This window comes from Bradyrhizobium sp. NBAIM18 (assembly GCF_020193825.1).
Lineage (GTDB): Bacteria > Pseudomonadota > Alphaproteobacteria > Rhizobiales > Xanthobacteraceae > Bradyrhizobium > Bradyrhizobium yuanmingense.
On sequence record NZ_JADYVO010000002.1, the window covers coordinates 130,893 to 148,841 of the forward strand.

The 17,949-nt window shown below is 63.5% G+C and carries 15 protein-coding genes; 11 read left to right on the forward strand and 4 right to left on the reverse strand.

The annotated features are described in order from the left end of the window. Positions 1-21 precede the first annotated feature (21 nt). On the forward strand, positions 22-708 hold the full coding sequence (locus I6F17_RS04560; protein ID WP_225132266.1) for a DJ-1/PfpI family protein: 687 nt from the start codon (positions 22-24) through the stop codon (positions 706-708). Between the two features lie 421 nt (positions 709-1,129). On the opposite strand, the gene I6F17_RS04565 is transcribed toward I6F17_RS04560, so the two are convergent. After that, positions 1,130-1,537, reverse strand: a complete 408-nt coding sequence (locus I6F17_RS04565) for an NADH:ubiquinone oxidoreductase subunit NDUFA12 (protein WP_225132265.1) — start codon at positions 1,535-1,537, stop codon at positions 1,130-1,132. Between the two features lie 239 nt (positions 1,538-1,776). On the opposite strand from I6F17_RS04565, the gene I6F17_RS04570 reads away from it, so the two are divergent. From I6F17_RS04570 to I6F17_RS04590, 5 genes are all read left to right on the forward strand, one after another. Beyond that, the gene (locus I6F17_RS04570; protein WP_225190406.1) at positions 1,777-2,490 is read left to right on the forward strand and encodes a BA14K family protein; all 714 of its coding nucleotides are present in this window, start codon (positions 1,777-1,779) and stop codon (positions 2,488-2,490) included. Positions 2,491-2,728: 238 nt separating this feature from the next. Then, entirely contained in the window at positions 2,729-3,151 is a 423-nt protein-coding gene (locus I6F17_RS04575; protein ID WP_036033675.1) for a response regulator, read from the forward strand. Further along, positions 3,148-5,406 carry a CHASE3 domain-containing protein gene (locus I6F17_RS04580; RefSeq protein ID WP_225131953.1) on the forward strand — a complete coding sequence of 753 codons (2,259 nt, stop codon included), beginning with the start codon at positions 3,148-3,150 and terminating at the stop codon, positions 5,404-5,406. Before I6F17_RS04575 ends, I6F17_RS04580 begins: the two co-directional genes overlap by 4 nt. Before the next feature lie 369 nt (positions 5,407-5,775). Continuing rightward, positions 5,776-6,747, forward strand: coding sequence for an ABC transporter substrate-binding protein (locus I6F17_RS04585; RefSeq protein WP_225131952.1), 972 nt, complete (start codon positions 5,776-5,778; stop codon positions 6,745-6,747). A 9-nt stretch (positions 6,748-6,756) separates the two neighbouring features. Further along, positions 6,757-8,556 carry an adenylate/guanylate cyclase domain-containing protein gene (locus I6F17_RS04590; protein WP_225131951.1) on the forward strand — a complete coding sequence of 600 codons (1,800 nt, stop codon included), beginning with the start codon at positions 6,757-6,759 and terminating at the stop codon, positions 8,554-8,556. Positions 8,557-8,575: 19 nt separating this feature from the next. On the opposite strand, the gene I6F17_RS04595 is transcribed toward I6F17_RS04590, so the two are convergent. After that, positions 8,576-9,472 (reverse strand): DMT family transporter, encoded by an 897-nt coding sequence (locus I6F17_RS04595; protein ID WP_225131950.1) that lies wholly within the window; start codon positions 9,470-9,472, stop codon positions 8,576-8,578. A 769-nt stretch (positions 9,473-10,241) separates the two neighbouring features. On the opposite strand from I6F17_RS04595, the gene I6F17_RS04600 reads away from it, so the two are divergent. The 4 genes from I6F17_RS04600 (at position 10,242) to I6F17_RS04615 (ending at position 15,927) form a co-directional block, all read left to right on the forward strand. Beyond that, the gene (locus tag I6F17_RS04600; RefSeq protein ID WP_225131949.1) at positions 10,242-14,012 is read left to right on the forward strand and encodes a vitamin B12-dependent ribonucleotide reductase; all 3,771 of its coding nucleotides are present in this window, start codon (positions 10,242-10,244) and stop codon (positions 14,010-14,012) included. A gap of 222 nt (positions 14,013-14,234) precedes the next feature. Beyond that, complete coding sequence (locus I6F17_RS04605) at positions 14,235-14,600, forward strand: hypothetical protein (protein ID WP_225131948.1); 366 nt, start codon at positions 14,235-14,237, stop codon at positions 14,598-14,600. A 51-nt stretch (positions 14,601-14,651) separates the two neighbouring features. Continuing rightward, complete coding sequence (locus tag I6F17_RS04610) at positions 14,652-15,077, forward strand: hypothetical protein (RefSeq protein ID WP_225131947.1); 426 nt, start codon at positions 14,652-14,654, stop codon at positions 15,075-15,077. Between the two features lie 334 nt (positions 15,078-15,411). Further along, positions 15,412-15,927: a ParB N-terminal domain-containing protein gene (locus I6F17_RS04615; RefSeq protein WP_225131955.1), complete on the forward strand. Its 516-nt coding sequence runs from the start codon at positions 15,412-15,414 to the stop codon at positions 15,925-15,927. Positions 15,928-16,120: 193 nt separating this feature from the next. Here the strand turns inward: I6F17_RS04615 and I6F17_RS04620 are convergent, their stop codons facing one another. Then, the gene (locus tag I6F17_RS04620) at positions 16,121-16,387 is read right to left on the reverse strand and encodes a DUF2312 domain-containing protein (protein WP_025575662.1); all 267 of its coding nucleotides are present in this window, start codon (positions 16,385-16,387) and stop codon (positions 16,121-16,123) included. A gap of 185 nt (positions 16,388-16,572) precedes the next feature. Between I6F17_RS04620 and I6F17_RS04625 the strand changes: the two genes are divergently transcribed. Beyond that, the gene (locus I6F17_RS04625; protein WP_225131946.1) at positions 16,573-17,217 is read left to right on the forward strand and encodes a phasin family protein; all 645 of its coding nucleotides are present in this window, start codon (positions 16,573-16,575) and stop codon (positions 17,215-17,217) included. A gap of 188 nt (positions 17,218-17,405) precedes the next feature. Here I6F17_RS04625 and I6F17_RS04630 read toward each other — a convergent pair whose 3' ends face one another. Next, entirely contained in the window at positions 17,406-17,708 is a 303-nt protein-coding gene (locus I6F17_RS04630) for a hypothetical protein (protein ID WP_225131945.1), read from the reverse strand. Positions 17,709-17,949 lie beyond the last annotated feature (241 nt).

Genomic DNA, 17,949 nt, shown 5'->3' on the forward strand with positions numbered 1-17,949 from the left:
AGCGCATTATCGGAGGCTCCCATGTCGTCACCGCTCCAGATCGGAATCCTGGTATTTCCGCGCGTCACCCAGCTCGACTTCACCGGCCCCTTGCAGGTGTTCGCCATGGTCCCGGACGCAAAGCTGCACCTGATCTGGAAGCGGATCGAGCCGGTGCCGAGCGATTCCGTGCTGACGCTGACGCCCACTACGACCTTTGCGGATTGCCCCCAGCTCGATGTCATCTGCGTGCCGGGCGGCCAGGGCACCAACGACCTTCTCAACGACGAGGACGTGCTCGAATTCCTGCGCAGGCAGGCGGCAGGCGCCAAGTACGTCACCTCGGTGTGCACGGGATCGCTGGCCCTCGGCGCCGCCGGACTTCTGAAGGGCTACCGCGCCGCCACCCATTGGAGCGCAATGGAGATGCTCGCGCAGTTCGGCGCGACACCGACGAAGACCCGCGTCTGCGTCGATCGCAACCGCATCACCGGCGGCGGCGTCACCGCCGGCATCGATTTCGCGCTAACGCTGGTCTCGATTATGGTCAATCGCACCACCGCCGAAGCGATCCAGCTCCAGATGGAATATAATCCAGCCCCGCCGTTCAATGCCGGATCGCCCGACACCGCGCCAGCCGAAGTGCTGGCGCTGCTGAGGGAGCGCGGCGCGCAGAACCACGCGCGCCGGCTCGATGCGGTGCAGCGCGCGGCCGAGCGGGTGGCGTAAAGGATCGGGCTTGCTCTTGTACCCCGGACGCAGCGCAGCGTTTCACGCTGCAGCGCGTCCGGGACACGCGAGGCGAACAACAACAGAAAAAGGCCGCTCGGTTTCCCAAGCGGCCTTTCCTGTCTCACGGTGGCTGCACATTCACATCGGGCGATGTCGGAGCTTCCAGACCGGGGGCCTATCTCCCGATCGAGTCCTTCCTCGGCGGCCGCTGCATCTCGGGACAGTCGCGAACTGTTGCCCGAACCGAACGCGATGGTCTCCCATCTCCGTAAGATGGGATCATTGAGCCGCATCGCCCGCCTCGCGGCAACACCTGCGCAGGCGGCATCCCCGCTGTTCCCGTTGTCCACAGCAGCGCGGCGCGGATGCATGTGCATCCGCTTTGGACGGTGGTGTTCGCGAGTCGGCGGAAAGGGGCTTAGCCGGGCGTCCAGGGCTGATAGTCGCCGGTCGCCTTGGGACGCCTGCCGCTGGCGAGCGTCGAGCCGGAGGGCCGATAGGCCTTCGCCGTGCCGGTGAGATTCGGCTGGTGCGGCTTCTCCCACTCGCGCGGCTGATAATTGATCTCGGTCGGCGGCTTGTCGACGACGTGGTGGATCCAGCCATGCCAGGACGGCGGAATCCGGCTCGCTTCCGCGTAGCCGTTATAGATCACCCAGCGCCGCTCGAAGCCGAGCGTCGGATCGATCGCCCCGCCCCGCGTGCGGTAGTAACGGTTGCCCTGCTCGTCCTCGCCGACCAGCTCGCCATACCGCTTGGTCCAGAGCTGGGTGCCAAAGGTCTGGCCATTCCACCAGGTGAAGAACTTGAGGAAGAATTGTTTCATGCGGCAAGGGCCCTGCTTCGTGGGGTCCTGATGCCATCAGGGGGGCGAAATGTCCAGTTCGGCAGGCGCGTCGGCGCCCCCCGCAAATCCGCCTGCCGCGCACGCCCCTGCCGCAAAGCGGACGCGATTCATTCATGCCCGGTACAGCGGCGGGACCTGAGGCTCCATGCGCGCAAACCGGCGTGATCCCAGGAACCCCAGCGCTTTCGCAGGGTTGCTTTCCGGGAAAGGAGTTTACCATGAACAGTCTGAAATTGTTGAGTGCCGCTGCGACGGTGGCGTTGGTTCTTCCCTTGGCGAGCCCGAGCTTCGCGCAGCAGAGTCGTGCCGCCGCGGTCGGAGCGGGCGGTGGTGCGGCGATCGGTGGCGGAGGTGCCGCGGTCGGTGGCGGAGGCGGCGGCTTCGGTGGCGGCGCCCGCATGGGCGGCGGCGGCGCCGCGTTCCAGGGCGGTGGCGGCGGTTTCGGGGGCGGAGCCGCGATGCGCCCGGGCGGTGGCAATTTCGCAGCCGGTGGCGCGGTCCGTCCGGGCGGTGGCAGTTTCGTCGGGGGCGCGGCAGACCGTGCCGCTATCTCGCCGAGCTTCAGTGGGACCCGTAGCGCTGCAGTCGCGGGCAACTGGCAGGGCGGCAGCGGCAATTGGCAGGGCGGCAGCGGCAACTGGAGCGGTCGTCACTGGCACGGTCGCCACCACCATCATCATCGCCACGGCGGCTTCTGGCCGGGCTTTGCGGCTGGCGCCGCGATCGGCGGCCTCGGCTCCTACGCCTATTACGGCAGCGGCTACGGCTATTACGATGATCCCTACTACTACGGCTACTATGACGAGCCGTCGGTTGCCGTAGTGCAGGATGGCGGCGGCGACGCCGCTTATTGCGCGCGGCGCTTCAAATCTTACGACCCGGCCTCGGGCACCTATCTCGGCTACGACGGCCGGCGGCATCCTTGCCCGTAAGCAGATCGCGAAGACTAGAGGCGAAAGGCGCCGCAGCGATGCGGCGCCTTTTTTTGCAATCGGGCCTTGCTCGCTCGTTTCGGCTCCATCACCCTCGCAGATAAATACAAATCGATGCAAATGGACCTTTATGCACCAAACCGTGCATACCCTGCGCGATCCAATCGCAAATTGACCGGACCCACGATTCGCGGATATCACAAACCACAGTGGGGACTTCGATCTTCTGGGAAGTGTCATGCCGCGTATTCTCGTGGTTGATGACGATCCGATGGTCGGCGCGACCATCGAGGTCCTCCTCCAACGTCAGGGCTTCGACGTCACGCTGACCGACGGCGGCGAAACAGGACTGGCTGCGCTGGAATCGCAAGCCTTCGACGTCATGCTGGTCGACATCTTCATGCCGCATATGCGCGGCTTCGAATCCATCCGTATCTTTCACGAGCGCGCCCCTGCCACGCCGCTGATCGCGATGTCAGGCTATGCCTTCGCCTCGTCCGCCTCGCCCTCTCCCGATTTTCTCCGCATGGCGCTGGAACTCGGCGCAACGCGCTGCCTGCGCAAGCCGTTCACGCCGGAAGCGCTGCTGACCACGATCCGGGAATGCCTTGCCGGCGCGGGCGCGAGCGCGCCGCCGAAGGACCAGAAAGAAGCCCCTTGATTCCAACGCAGCGCGTCATTCTCGGTGTTGGACTTGCCATCCTCCTGATCATCACCGCGGCCTCGATCGCCCTCGACGTCAAGTCGCGGTCCGACGCGGCGTCGGTGAACCACACCGTCCAGGTGCAAAAGAAGATCTCCGATCTGCGCGTGCTGCTGCGCCGGGCCGAGAGCGCCGCGCGCGGCTACGAGCTCTATCGCAGCCAGGGCTTCAGCGACGAGTTCCAGGCGGTGCACGCCAAGATCGCGCCGGCCCTCGCCGAGCTCAAGCGCGACGTGCGCGACACCCCCGATCAGGTCGCCCTGCTTGAGGGCACCGAGCCGCTGGCGCTGCGCCGGATCGAGATCGCCGCCACCGCGATGCGCCTGCGGGCCGCCAACGACCAGGACGGCATTGCCGCGCTCAACAGCAAGGCCGAGGGCCGCGGCCTCATGGACACGGTGATGCGCAATCTCGACCGCCTGAGCGCGGAGGAAGAACGCCTGCTCGCCGCCCGCTCCCGGGATTCGCGCCGCACCGGCGTCGTGCTGCTCGGCATCGACGTCGCCGGCGCCGTGCTGATCCTGCTCCTGGTCGCATTGGTGATGCGCGAAAGCCGCCGCACTACCGGTGAGCTCCAGAGCTCGCTCGAGCAGACCCAAGCCGCCAAGGCGGCGCTCGAGGCGGCGGTGGCCGAACGCACCGAGCACCTCGTCGCCGCGCATGACGAATTGCGCCTGTCGGTCAACGTGCTCCAGAGCACGTTTCGCAGCATGGCGGAGGCGGTGCTGGTCATCGACGCCGAGGGCACCGTGCTGCTGTCCAATCCGGCCGCCGAGCGCATGCTGGTGCATCGCACCGGCATGAACGTCGGCAATCTGCGCGCGCTGTCCGACGTGTTTCACGGCGACGGCGTCACGCCGCTTCCGGCCGACGAGCTGCCATCGACGCGCGTGCTGCGCGGCGAGCAGTTCGAAGAGCTGGAGATGATCGTCCGCCCGCACAGCGGCAACCCGCCGCGCCATCTCATGGTCAGCGGCCGGCCGATGCGGGACGGGCAAGGCAACATCTCCGGCGCGGTGCTGGTCTATCACGACGCCACGACCTCGCGCGAGACCGAGCGGCAGTTGCACCAGTCGCAGAAGCTCGATGCGATCGGCAAGCTGACCGGCGGCGTCGCGCACGACTTCAACAACATGCTCACGGTCATCTCCGGCAACACCGAGACGCTGGTGGAGAGCCTGAAGGACCAGCCCGAGCTGCAGCGCACCGCCCGGCTGATCGACGATGCCGCCGAGCGCTGCGCCGAGCTGATCCAGCACCTCTTGGCATTCGCGCGCCGGCAGCCGCTCGAGCCGCGCAATGTCGACATCAACGCCGCGATCTCGGACATCGCAAAGCTTCTGCGCCCCACCCTCGGCGAGCAGATCCAGATCGAGACCGTGCTGGAACAGGGGCCGATGACGACGCATATCGATCCGTCCAGGCTCACCAACGCCGTGCTCAACATGGCGATCAACGCCCGCGACGCCATGCCGGGCGGCGGCAAGCTGCTGCTGGAGACCCACCGCGTCGTGCTCGACGAGGCCTATGCGCAGGCCAATGCCGACGTGGCAGCGGGCCCCTACATCATGCTCGCGGTCAGCGACACCGGCACCGGCATGCCCCCTGACGTGCAGCAGAAGGCGTTCGAGCCCTTCTTCACCACCAAGGAGGTCGGCAAGGGATCCGGCCTTGGCCTCTCCATGGTCTACGGCTTCGTCAAGCAATCCGGCGGCCACATCAAGATCTACAGCGAGGAAGGCCACGGCACCACGATCAAGCTCTATCTGCCGCCGGGCGAAGGCGCCGCGGACATCGCAACCGGCGTCACGCCGACGGCCGAAGGCGGCGCCGAGACCATTTTCGTGGTCGAGGACGATCCGCTGGTCCGCAACTTCGTCACCGCGCAGCTGCAGAGCCTCGGCTACAAGACGGTCGCCGCGTCCGACGGCAAGGCGGCGCTGGACCTGATCGAGGCCGGCCAGAGCTTCGACCTGCTGTTCACCGACGTCGTCATCCCCGGCGGCATGAGCGGCCGCGAGCTCGCCGAAGAGGTGGCGAGGCGCCGGCCGGGCGTGAAGGTGCTCTACACCTCCGGCTACACCGACAACGCGATCGTCCATCACGGCAAGCTGGACGACGGCCTGCTGCTGCTGACCAAGCCCTATCGGAGAAACCAGCTCGCGGAGATGATCCGCAAGGCGCTGGGCGGCGGCGGGATGGCGCCGAGTTAGCGCGTGAACTGCCGAGGGCGCGCTGCAGTCAAAGAGGTCGAGGGCACTGCTGAGGACGTGAGTTCCAATTGTCCTCTTGAGACGCCCTAGCTGGCCCGGATCCGCGCCGGAGGCGTTGGAACACCGCCTTACGCAACACGTAGGGCCGTTTTGATTTCGATCGGGTCAGTCTCAAGCAAAAATCAAGCGCATCTCAAGGACAAAGCGTCTCACCAACCCAGTCTCTGAGCATGCCCTCGGCGACAAACGTTGGAGTCGGTGTCGCGAGAGTCCGCTTGCGGAGCGCGATACCGAGCGCAGTCACCAGATGCACAGCTAGGATCTTGGTCTGCGGCCGGAACTGCCGGCCCAGTTTCGACAGGTGCTCGCATGAAAAGACGAGAGTTCATCTTGTTGATCGGTGGAGGACTGGCCTGGCCTGCGATCGCACGGGCGCAGGGTGGAACCAACCTGCATCGCATCTTCTGGGTCTCGACTGAGTCCGAACCGGATCCCTTCCTGGACGGCTTTCACGAGGGAATGCGCGCGCTGGGATACGTCGAGGGCAGGAACGTATCCTTTGAGACGCATTATGCTCCTGGAAATCCGCAGGCACTGCGCAAGATCGTCTCCGAGTTGCAGCGAGGGAACATCGACCTTGTGGTCTCGAGCGGTCCGGCGACACGCGCCATGACTGCGGTCACCGACGTCCCCGTGCTGTTTGCACTGAGCGGTGACCCCGTCGCTTTGGGTGTGGTGAAGAGCCTTTCTCACCCCGGCACCAATTTCACCGGCAGCACATTTCTGTCGCTCGAGCTGGCAGGAAAGCGCGTTGAGCTGCTCAAGGACATCTATCCAAAGCTGCGAAAGCTGGCGGTCTTCTCGAACACGGATCATCCGGGAGAGCCACTGGAATGGCGCGCGACCTTGGAGTCGTGCCGAAATCTCGGCATTGAGGCAACCTACGTTCCGTTCTCTGGCGCTCGCGAAATCGAGAATGGGTTCATGGCTGCCGGCAAGGTGGACGCAGAAGCTCTCCTCGTCTTTCCCGATGCTGTGACGCTGGTGCATCGTGCGAAGATTGCGGAGCTTGCAATCGCGCGCCGGCTGCCCTCGATGTTTGGCTGGTCTGAATATTGTGACGCTGGAGGTCTGTTGAGCTACGGCGCAAACCAGCGCACGACCTATTTTCGGCTTGCCACTTATGCCGATCGCATCTTGCGCGGTGAAGATCCGTCAGATCTTCCGGTGATGCGTCCCGACAAGTTTGAACTGGCAGTCAATCTGAAGACAGCCAGGCTTCTGGGCATCGACCTTGATGTGTCGTCGATCCTGTTTCGCGCCAGCAAGGTGATCTCCTGAGAGTTATCAATGACGGACGGTGCTGCGCAGTCCTCTTCTTGCAAGATGCCTCAGCGTCGCTCGCTGTTCTGCAAGTACTTCGCGACGTTGTTTGTCGCTGCGGTCGTGCCTCTGATACTCGGCGCGGCCGTCGAGGCTTCCTTTGGCTACCGAGACCAGCGCCGCCAGATCAGCGCGGTGCTGCAGGCCGATGCTCGCGCGGCGTCCGACAGGATCGAGGCGTTCAGCGAAGGCATCCGAGATCAGCTGGGTTGGATGGTGCAGCTTCCCTGGGCTGCCGGAGGCGATGCGCAACATAAGATCGATGCCTTGCGTCTCCTCCAGCAGGTGCCTGCTATCGTTTCAGTTTCGCTTCTGGATGAGACCGGCACCGAACGGGTCTTTGTCTCCAGGCTGCATCTGAACAGGACCGGACGCGGCATTGATATGTCTGAAGATCCCGCCGTTCTGGGCGCTCGCGCCAACAAAGTCTGGTACGGACCGGTTCAGTACCAGCGAGATTCAGAGCCCTACATGAGGATCGCGGTTGCCGGGAGCCTGCCGGCCGCGGGGGTTGCGATCGCCGAGGTCAATCTGAAGCTGATCTGGGACGTCATCGCAGCCATCAGAATTGGCGAGACCGGGTACGCCATTGTCGTCGACAACTCCGGTCATCTGATCGCACATCCCGATATCAGTCTGGTTCTGCGCGGTCGCGCCAGCTCGGGCAGTTTCGGCCGGATCAAGCATCTCGTCGGCGCGGCGAGCGGAGCGGCGGTGATAACCGGGGACCAAGGCAACCAGGTGGTGGCGCTATCCGTTCAGGCCGCCGATGTGGGATGGACGGTGATCGCGATGCTGCCGACTTCGGAAGCCTTTGCATCGATTCGCGCGGCGTTGTGGCGATCTTCGATTCTCATTGCCTTCGGTGTTCTTGTCGCGCTGGCGCTCGCCTATTGGCGCGCGCACAGAATGTCCGGACCGATCAAGCAACTGGAAGAGGGCGTGGAGCGGATCAGAACCGGACAATTCGAGCATCGCATCAAAATCTTCAGCGGCGACGAGTTGCAGCAACTGGCGTTGCGCTTCAATGAAATGGCTTCTGAACTGGCGGGTTCGCAGCAGAAATCTGCGCGGATCGAACGGCTGAAGCAGTTCCTGCCGTCACAGGTCGCCGAATTGGTCGAGCATTCTCATGAGCTGCTCGAAGGACAGCGACGTGAAGTGGCTGTCATTTTTGGCGACTTGCGCGGCTTCACGGCGTTCTCCACGCGCAATGAACCCGATGTCATCATGGCCGTCATGCAAGAGTACTACGCGGCCGTGGGCGCCGTGACAACTCGTCACGAGGCAACGCTCATCGGCTTTAATGGCGACGGAGTCATGCTCCTGGTCAACGCCCCGGTCGCATGCGAACAGCCGGCAACTCAGGCGGTTCGGCTCGCGATCGACCTGCAAATGACGGTGCAGTCCATTGCCGGCAAATGGTGTGACGCCGGCCACGCGATCGGCTTTGGCGTGGGCGTTGCCATGGGACCGGCAACGGTAGGAACGGTTGGTTACAACGGTCGGCTGAACTACACGGCGATGGGAGCCGTGGTGAATTTGGCGTCGCGACTCTGCGATCTCGCGAAGGATGCGCAGATCCTGGCTGATCCCACGATCGCTGGGAGGGTAAGGGATAGCGTTCCGTTGGCATCGCTCGGACAACGGATCATCAAAGGCTACGACCAGGCTCTCGAGGTCTTTGCCGTCGCACCTGCTGACCTTCCGTCGAAACTGCCGGGCCCGGCACAACGGAGGCGAGAGAAAGAGGCTCAGGACCACTGATAACCCGGCCTCCGGACGGCTAACGCGTCGCCAGCACCACGGCGGCCAGCGTGAGCAGCAGCGCCGCGATCTGCCCCGGCCCGAGCGGCTCACCCAGCGCCACCGCGGACGTCACGACGCCGATGACCGGCACCGCCATGGTGCCGATCGCGGCGACCGAGGCCGGCAGGCGCGCCAGTGCTGCGAACCAGCTGACATAGGCGATGCAGAACTGCCCGACCACCGAATAGACCAGCAGCCACCAGCCGAGCGGCGTCACATGCGACAAATGCGTGGTCTCGATCAGGAGGCCGACGATCGAGATCGGCAGGCAGCCGATCCCGATCTGCCAGGCTGCCGCCGTGATCGGCGGCAGGTGAATCGGGTACTTCTTCGAGAGCACTGTGCCGAGGGCAAAGCCGAACGCGCCGACCAGCACCATGATGATGCCCGGCAGCTTCGAAGCGCTGGCGGCGATTCCGTTGCCGCCCATGATCGACGCGAGCCCCGCGAACGCCAGCACCAGGGCGAGCGTGCGCAGGACCGTGGGCCGCTCGCCCAGGACCGGCCAGGCGAGGATCGAGGCCCAGACCGGCATCGTATAGGCGATCAGCGCCGCCTCGCTCGCCGGCAGCCAGAGCAGTGCCAGGCCCATCAGCACCATCCAGCAGGTGACGTTGAGCGCGGCCGCGGTGAGCAGGCGCGGCCAGATCGCGCCCTCCACGTACAGGCTTTGCCGCCGGATCACCGCAAGCAGCGCCAGCAGCAGCGCGCCGAGCACGCCGGTGACCCCGCGCAGCGTCAGAGGCGGAAGCTCGGCAAGTAGGAATTTCGTCACCGGCCAGTTGAAGCCCCAGCCGATCGAGGTGATCGCAAGGAACATCAGGCCGGCCGGGGCGATGCGCGGCCGCACGCCCGGCGTCGTCGAATCAAGCATTTCGGCTAGTCCCGGCAAATCTGGCGGTCAGCTTGGCCCGGATTCGCGGGTCCCACCACCGCTTTGGCGGGCATGCCTGCCCTCACCCACCGTAGGGCTACGTGAGTCCTGCTGACGCAATCCCATTGCTCAAAAATATACCTGCCCTGTGAACAGCGGGATGAAGGCCCCGCGTCATCACGGCATGCAAATTTTTTCAGTTGGGAATCCCTGAGGACTCACTGATACTTGGGTCCACGACAGGCGCGGCGAAGACCCCTGTTATCCCCCGCAATCCACCATATTTAGTATTTGATTCAGGAACTCGCACTAGTTCTTGACGGGCGCAACGGAGAGTCCTAGCTTTCGGTCCGTTCGGCGCGAGTGAGTTTGCGTCCCGCCGGCACTCCCCCAAAGGGTCTCGCAAATTTCAGCTCCGCCAGCCGGCCAAAGGCTGCGGATGAGGGCTTGTCTGCCCTCGGAATGCAGGCTCTTCGGGGCGCCAGAACGGGCCGGCAACAGGCTCGGATGGCATCGATGACGAAGTGACGTTGTGGGGCGTTGAACGCATGTCGCGCACATCCCCTTGGGGGCGGATGGGTGTGGACATGCCGGCGGGACGATCGATGCGACGCATCGAGGTCGCGCCGGGAAAAACAGGGCCGGATCCACCGGCTGAACTGCGGTGCCCCAAGGCCGAACGGCCGAAGGCGTCCGCGAAATGAAATGACGACCCGGCACGCCCACAACGAGGGGCGGGACCGGTCAAAGAAAAGGACGGGGCAAGACCATGCGGATTGAGCGGCGCCACACCACTGCGGGACAGTCACCTTATGCGGGAATCGATTTCCGCCTGACCACGTCGGAGATTCGCAATCCCGACGGCTCGGTCGTGTTCAAGCTCGACAATGTCGAGGTGCCGACCGAGTGGTCGCAGGTCGCCTCCGACGTGCTGGCCCAGAAATATTTCCGCAAAGCCGGCGTTGCCGCGCGCCTGAAGAGGATAGAGGAGGAATCCGTCCCCTCCTTCCTGTGGCGCTCCGTGCCCGACACCGAGGCCCTCGCCGCTCTCCCCGAGAAGGAGCGCTATGTCAGCGAGCTCAGCGCAAAGCAGGTGTTCGACCGCCTCGCCGGCTGCTGGACCTATTGGGGCTGGAAGGGCAAGTATTTCTCCACCGACGAGGACGCGCAGGCCTTCTATGACGAGCTCCGCTACATGCTCGCCATGCAGATGGTCGCGCCGAACTCGCCGCAATGGTTCAACACCGGCCTGCACTGGGCCTACGGCATCGACGGCCCCGGCCAGGGCCATTATTACGTCGACCCCTTCACCGGCAAATTGACCAAGTCCAAGTCGGCCTACGAGCATCCGCAGCCGCATGCCTGCTTCATCCAGGGCGTCGGCGACGACCTCGTCAACGAGGGCGGCATCATGGACCTCTGGGTCCGCGAAGCCCGCCTGTTCAAGTACGGCTCCGGCACCGGCTCCAACTTCTCGCGCCTGCGCGGCGAGGGCGAAAAGCTCTCCGGCGGAGGCCGCTCCTCGGGCCTGATGAGCTTCCTCAAGATCGGCGACCGCGCTGCCGGCGCGATCAAGTCGGGCGGCACCACGCGCCGCGCCGCCAAGATGGTCGTCGTCGATGTCGATCACCCCGACATCGAGACCTATATCGACTGGAAGGTGAAGGAGGAGCAGAAGGTCGCCGCCCTTGTCACGGGCTCCAAGATCAACCAGAAGCACTTGAAGGCCGTGCTGAAGGCCTGCGTGAACTGCGAAGGCTCGGGCGACGATTGCTTCGACCCCGAGAAGAACCCTGCCCTCCGCCGCGAGATCAAGCTCGCGCGCCGCAGCCTCGTGCCCGACAATTACATCAAGCGCGTCATCCAGTTCGCCAAACAGGGCTACAAGGACATCCAGTTCGACACCTACGACACCGACTGGGATAGCGAAGCCTATCTCACCGTTTCGGGGCAGAACTCCAACAACTCGGTCTCGCTGAAGGACGACTTCCTGCGCGCGGTCGAGACCGACGGCGACTGGAATCTGAACGCCCGCACCTCGAAGAAGGTGACGAAGACGCTGAAGGCGCGCGATCTCTGGGAGAAGATCGGCTACGCCGCCTGGGCCTCGGCCGATCCGGGCCTGCACTTCAACACCACGATGAACGACTGGCACACCTGCAAGGCGTCCGGCGATATCCGCGCGTCCAATCCGTGCTCGGAATACATGTTCCTGGACGACACGGCGTGCAATCTCGCCTCGGCGAACCTGCTGACGTTCTACAACACCGACACCAAGCGCTTCGACGTCGAGGGCTATGAGCACCTCTGCCGGCTCTGGACCATCGTGCTGGAAATCTCCGTCATGATGGCGCAGTTCCCGTCGAAGGCGATCGCCGAGCTCTCCTATGAGTTCCGCACGCTCGGCCTCGGCTATGCCAATATCGGCGGCCTCCTGATGACCATGGGCCTGCCCTACGACTCCAAGGAAGGCCGCGCGCTCTGCGGCGCGCTGACCGCCGTGATGACCGGCATCACCTACAAGACCTCGGCCGAGATCGCTGCTGAACTGGGCACCTTCCCTGGCTACAAGAAAAACGCCGCGCACATGCTGCGCGTGATCCGCAACCACCGCCGCGCCGCGCATGGCCAGTCCAACGGCTATGAAGCGCTCAGCGTCAACCCGGTGCCGCTCGACCTCGTCTCCTGCCCGCAAGCAGACCTCGTCAGCCATGCCCAGGCAGCCTGGGATGCAGCGCTCGAGCTTGGCGAGAAGCACGGCTATCGCAATGCCCAGACCACTGTCATCGCGCCGACCGGCACGATCGGCCTGGTCATGGATTGCGACACCACCGGCATCGAGCCGGACTTCGCCCTCGTTAAGTTCAAGAAGCTCGCCGGCGGCGGCTACTTCAAGATCATCAACCGCGCCGTGCCGGCCGCGCTGCGCGCGCTCGGCTATCGCGAGAGCGAGATCGCGGAGATCGAGGCCTACGCCGTCGGCCACGGCTCGCTGGCGAACGCCCCCGGCATCAACGTCACCACGCTGAAGGCCAAGGGCTTTACCGATGAGGCCATCGCCAAGGTCGAGAAGGCCCTGCCGACCGCGTTCGACATCAAGTTCGCCTTCAACAAGTGGACCTTTGGCGAAGACTTCATCCGCGACCAGCTCGGCATCGGCGCCGAGGCGATCGCAGCCCCCGGCTTCGACCTGCTCCAGGCCGTCGGCTTCACCAAGCGCGAGATCGAGGCCGCCAACGTCCACATCTGCGGCGCGATGACGGTGGAAGGTGCCCCGCACCTTAGGCCTGAGCACTATCCGGTGTTCGACTGCGCCAACCCCTGCGGCAAGATCGGCAAGCGCTATTTGTCGGTCGAGAGCCACATCCGCATGATGGCGGCGGCGCAGCCCTTCATCTCGGGTGCGATCTCCAAGACCATCAACATGCCGAACGACGCCACGGTGGAGGACTGCAAGTCCGCCTACATGCTGTCGTGGAAGCTCGCATTGAAGGCCAACGCGCTCTATCGCGACGGCTCCAAGCTCAGCCAGCCGCTCAACTCGCAGCTCATCAGCGACGATGAGGACGAGGACGATGCGGTCGAGCTGCTGCACGAAAAACCCATGGCGGCGCGCGCCACGCATGTGGCCGAGAAGGTCGTCGAGAAGCTGGTCGAGCGCATCGTCGTGATGCGCGAGCGCGAGAAGATGCCGGATCGCCGCAAGGGCTATACCCAGAAGGCGGTCGTCGGCGGACATAAAGTCTATCTCCGTACCGGCGAATACGATGACGGCCGTCTCGGTGAGATCTTCATCGACATGCACAAGGAAGGCGCGGCGCTGCGCTCCTTCATCAACAACTTCGCCATCGCGGTGTCGCTCGGCCTGCAATACGGCGTGCCGCTCGACGAATATGTCGACGCCTTCACCTTCACCCGCTTCGAGCCGGCGGGTCCCGTGCAGGGCAACGACAGCATCAAGTACGCGACCTCGATCCTCGACTACGTCTTCCGCGAGCTCGCGGTGAGCTATCTCAGCCGCTTCGACCTCGCCCACGTCGATCCCAACGAGACGGGCTTTGACGCGCTCGGCAAGGGCGTCGAGGAAGGCAAGGAGCCGGACGAGGACGGCGGCCACCACGCGACCAAGCTGGTCTCGCGCGGCCTCACCCGGTCGCGCACGGACAACCTCGTCGTGATGCGCGGCGGCTCGGCCGCGGTCAGCCAAGGCAACGACAGCGCGCCCTCCGGCGGCAGCCGGGTCACGGCGCTGGCCGCCCATGGCACCAGCGCGCGGGTCGGCGACGCCATCGAAGGCGCCGTCGCCCTGAAGCAGGAAGCTCAGCACGATCTGTCGCCGACGGAGAAGCTCGAGCAGCTGCAATGGAGCAAGGCCGGCACCGCCGCGACCGCGGCTCCGACCAAGGCCGAGCGCCGTGCCGAGGCGAAAGCCAAGGGCTACGAGGGCGAGATGTGCAGCGAGTGCGGCAACTTCACGCTGGTGCGGAATGGGACGTGTATGAAGTGCGACACGTGCGGCAGCACGACGGGGTGCTCGTAAGTAGCTAGAGAGCAGCAATCCATACCCGGGCTCGTCCTGGACAACCAGAAGGGCGGCCGAAAGGCCGCCCTTTGATACATTTCCCACTGAAGCGCCACCGAATTGTTGATTGAGGCGTAAGCAACTTCAAATTTGGCTTATGAGCGTCAAGACTCCTACTTAGGGTTTGCCGGGATTGTGTCCCGGCTTCTTGTTATGAGGCTTCCAGTGGCGGCAGATAACATGGAAAAGCTCAGAGAAATTTATGTCTTCGTTGCCTTTCTAGGGGGAGTCGGCTGTCTCCTGCTGGCAGCGTTCCAAGCTTGGTCAGGCAACATGAAGTCCGCGGCTGGTTTGGGAACGGCTTTTGTGGTGTGCGGGATCTTCCTATTCTGGTCGCAGATAAAAACGTTCAAAGTCTGGGAGGTTCAAGTCGAGCTTCGTGAGACGTTGGATAGAGCCGAAGAAATTATCGGAAGGGTGCGAAAGCTCGCAGCGATAAGCGCCCGTGCCAGCTACTTGACGATCGCATGGGGCAACCGCTTGGGCACACCCGCCGCCGCGGAAAAGCAGGCCGTACTTGACGACATCGATGACCAGCTTGCTTAGCTGAAGGTTACGCCGGACGAGCGGGCGGCCATCATTCGCCCTTGGCTGAAGATGATTAAAGCAGATTTCTTTTTCCTCTATGCGAGGGTCGTTCGCGGAATCGCCGCCATCAAAAACAAGGAGCTCGTCGCCGCGGCTCACGCGACAAATAGCCAAGAAGCCAACGAGGCGGCAATGGCTCATTCCAACTTGATAACGCCGTGGTCAAAGAAGACCAACGCCGACTTCAAGGCCATGGACCGGTTGGAGAACAAGAGTTTGGCGGAAGTCATCGACGAATGGATGCCCGAGAAGGGAGGGTGGTTGTCGGATAAAGAACTTGCGGCGGTGGCCGCATTTAAGGCTGAGCTTCTTAAACAGGCCGCAGATAGCGAGAAGAAGGGCGGCTACACTCGCGACGCCGCGAACTACTTCGACGCTTTGTCGAAACTAGAGACCGAAAAGTCTCAAGAGATTTGGAATGCATCCAAGAAGTAAGGGCATCGCGAGTTTCTAGAGCTGCTGAACGATGTTGGAAGCATTGAAATACCAACAGTTTCGAGCGGTTCTTGCATCGGGAGCCGCCGTCGTCGGTCACAGATCAAACGCTGTCGTTCTTTGCATGCTCGTATGAAATGGCCTTTCGCGAACTGGCAATTACAGTGACAGTGCACTAACTGGTTCGCTGTCGCCGGAGCGGCCTCTTCGGCTAACTTTCGCATGCGCCCCTAATTAAATGCACGAATTGCCTTTGCCATCGAGCCCTTCCCTCCTAAACTCCCACGCCCACCGTCATCGGTTCCAACGCGCCCGGTACAAGCGGAGTAAAGTCATGCCCAAACCGGAAAGCTTCCCGATCGAAAAAATCTTCGTTCCCACCAAGCAGAAGAAGGCCATCAAGCCCGAGACCGTCGCGGAGATCGCGGAAAGTATTATGGAGATCGGACAGCAGACCCCCATTTCCGTTCGGCTGGACGGAGACCGCCTGGTTCTGGTCGAGGGACTGCATCGGTTAGAGGCCTGCAAGGCGCTCGGCGAGACGAACATTCTCGGCGTCCTTGCTACCGCCGAGCTTGCCCAGCACAAGCCGCAGCTCGCCGAACGACCCGAGGTCGAGGCAGAACGCATCAAGATGGCGCGATTGAAACAGCTGCGCCTCGAGAAGGAAGCCGCTGAGGCATCGGCGGCTGCCCTGAAGGGTGTCAGGCAGGCCGAAGCGCCGCGTACCCGTCCGGCGAAAGGTGTCCGCGACAATCCGAAGGCATCACCGGGCCGGATTGTGAAATCGAAACCGAAATCGTTGTCGGACTGGATCACGCAGCAAAAGGGCAGCGGCGGCCGCTATTGATTGCCGACACCGTCATTCCGGGGCGCGCCCGCTTGGGCGCGAGCCCGGAATCCATCGGGCGGCACAACGAGTGGCGCGATGGATTCCGGGTTCGCGCTTCGCGCGCCCCGGAATGACGGTGCTTTACTTGGGGCTGTTGCCACCGCATGACGGCCGCAATCCCCAGGGATCGCGGCCATCTCTCCCTCATCGATCACGCCGCTTTCGCCTGCTCCGGCGAAGCCGTCTCCATCGCGCGCATGTAGAGGTCGAGCAGGCTTTCGCGCTCGTCGCGCTCGTTCTTGTCTTCCTTGCGCAGCTTGATGATCTCCTTGAGGATCTTCACGTCAAAACCCTCGCCCTTGGCTTCCGCGAAGACTTCCTTCTTCTGTTCGCTCAACTCCTGCATCTCGCTGTCGAGGTTCTCGATCCGCTCGACGAAGGAACGGATCTTGCCGCCGGGAATGGTGATATCGGACATGGTGCCTCTTTGCTGACTGAGGTCGTGAAAATGCCCGCAAAGAAATGACCAATGTGTTAACCGAGTTGCCGCACCCGATGCCATCGCGCTGCAGCGATACCCGGGACAGGCGACCACCCCGCAGCTATCTGGATCGGCGACTTCTTGCCGTATGCGTCGACGAGGCAGCGGCAAAATCTCACCACATGGCCGCCACGCAAGCGACAGCCCACAATCGCGATTTCAGCGCAAACGCGACGGAGGCTCGCGGCTTCATCGATATTCAGGAGCCATTTGCAATGTTGAGTGCGGTGGACAACAAGCCAAGGGGAAAATCCGGCCGGCGCGGCGGCAAGAAGAAATCGGGACAACGGACCAAGACCGGCGAGCAACGCGCAAGTGCAGCGCATCAAGTGCCGGATGCCCCGGCGGAGACCAGGCACGAGAGCAAGCAAGAGCCGAGCCGGCACATCAGTGCGGAGATACCTTCGGCTGCGGCCTTGCCGGACGAGGCTTCCGGGATGGAGCTAGCTGCAAGCCCGCCCGTCGCACCGGTCGAACCCTTCCAGGCCAGCACGCAGGCGATTGCCGACGCCTATAGCGGCTACATCAGGACCTCGCTTGAGCAAGCCTGGAACTTCCTGGGAAAGCTCGCGATGGCGCGTTCACCCATTGAGGCCTTTGAGCTTCAGATGGCGTACGCGAAAGAGGCGTGCGACTCGTTTGTCGCCGAATCCCAGAAGATCACCGAGCTGCATGAACAATTGACCAGAGAAAGGGTCATGCATCTTGAGGGGTTCGTGGCCAGGCTCACCCAGACCACGCTCGAAATCCGCACGATACGTCACTGACGACGGGTGCACATTGCGGCGCCGCGGGGCGCAGGGTGGGTAGCTGGCGGTTGCGCGAAGCGCGGTCCGCCGGCGTAACCCACCACCTCTCCGCCGCCGAGATCAAAGAGGTGGGTGGCGCTACCCGACCTGCGCTTTGCGCCGTCGCGGAGCTAACTCACCCTACGCGCCTGAGGACCGCCTGGAGTTCAGTACCCTGACTTCGTGCCGGTGGTCGACCCGGTGCCCACGCCTGTGGTTTGACCTGTGGTTTGCCCTGTAGTTCTTCCTGGAGCGTAGCTCGACGCGCCGGGGCTGGTTCTCTTCGAGGACTTCGCCTGCTGCTTCTTCTTGTGTCCCGGAGCGTAGCTGGAAGCGCCCGGTTCGCCCTTCTGGGAACCCATTTGCTGCATCTCATGACCCGGCGTCTTGCTCGATGCACCCTGAGCAAATACGGCTGGGGCGGTAGCCATGACAACGGCAGCCGAAAGCGCGATGATCATTGCTTTCATGTTGTTCTCCTCGAACAAGCCCCCTCGAAGGAAACGGAATGGACTTGCGCCCGTTCCCCTCAGCGAACGCTCATGGCGCCGCGGGGCTGGACGCCCCTGGGATCTTCATTCGCTGATGAGCTTCGATCCGCTCGACTACCCTACGAAATGCGCTTTGCGCAGTCGCGGCGACAACCCATCCTACGCGCTCACTCCGCCCGCTCCCTCGTCCGCCATAATTTCTCCTTTGCACACGCGTTGT

Coding starts and splice junctions, on each gene's coding strand:
- I6F17_RS04575 (WP_036033675.1), top strand. CDS start 2,729: ATGCCGCGTATTCTCGTGGTTGATGACGATCCGATGGTCGGCGCGACC.
- I6F17_RS04595 (WP_225131950.1), bottom strand. CDS start 9,472: ATGCTTGATTCGACGACGCCGGGCGTGCGGCCGCGCATCGCCCCGGCC.
- I6F17_RS04630 (WP_225131945.1), bottom strand. CDS start 17,708: ATGAAAGCAATGATCATCGCGCTTTCGGCTGCCGTTGTCATGGCTACC.
- I6F17_RS04560 (WP_225132266.1), top strand. CDS start 22: ATGTCGTCACCGCTCCAGATCGGAATCCTGGTATTTCCGCGCGTCACC.
- I6F17_RS04590 (WP_225131951.1), top strand. CDS start 6,757: ATGACGGACGGTGCTGCGCAGTCCTCTTCTTGCAAGATGCCTCAGCGT.
- I6F17_RS04600 (WP_225131949.1), top strand. CDS start 10,242: ATGCGGATTGAGCGGCGCCACACCACTGCGGGACAGTCACCTTATGCG.
- I6F17_RS04615 (WP_225131955.1), top strand. CDS start 15,412: ATGCCCAAACCGGAAAGCTTCCCGATCGAAAAAATCTTCGTTCCCACC.
- I6F17_RS04610 (WP_225131947.1), top strand. CDS start 14,652: ATGATTAAAGCAGATTTCTTTTTCCTCTATGCGAGGGTCGTTCGCGGA.
- I6F17_RS04570 (WP_225190406.1), top strand. CDS start 1,777: ATGAACAGTCTGAAATTGTTGAGTGCCGCTGCGACGGTGGCGTTGGTT.
- I6F17_RS04585 (WP_225131952.1), top strand. CDS start 5,776: ATGAAAAGACGAGAGTTCATCTTGTTGATCGGTGGAGGACTGGCCTGG.
- I6F17_RS04605 (WP_225131948.1), top strand. CDS start 14,235: ATGGAAAAGCTCAGAGAAATTTATGTCTTCGTTGCCTTTCTAGGGGGA.
- I6F17_RS04565 (WP_225132265.1), bottom strand. CDS start 1,537: ATGAAACAATTCTTCCTCAAGTTCTTCACCTGGTGGAATGGCCAGACC.
- I6F17_RS04620 (WP_025575662.1), bottom strand. CDS start 16,387: ATGTCCGATATCACCATTCCCGGCGGCAAGATCCGTTCCTTCGTCGAG.
- I6F17_RS04625 (WP_225131946.1), top strand. CDS start 16,573: ATGGCCGCCACGCAAGCGACAGCCCACAATCGCGATTTCAGCGCAAAC.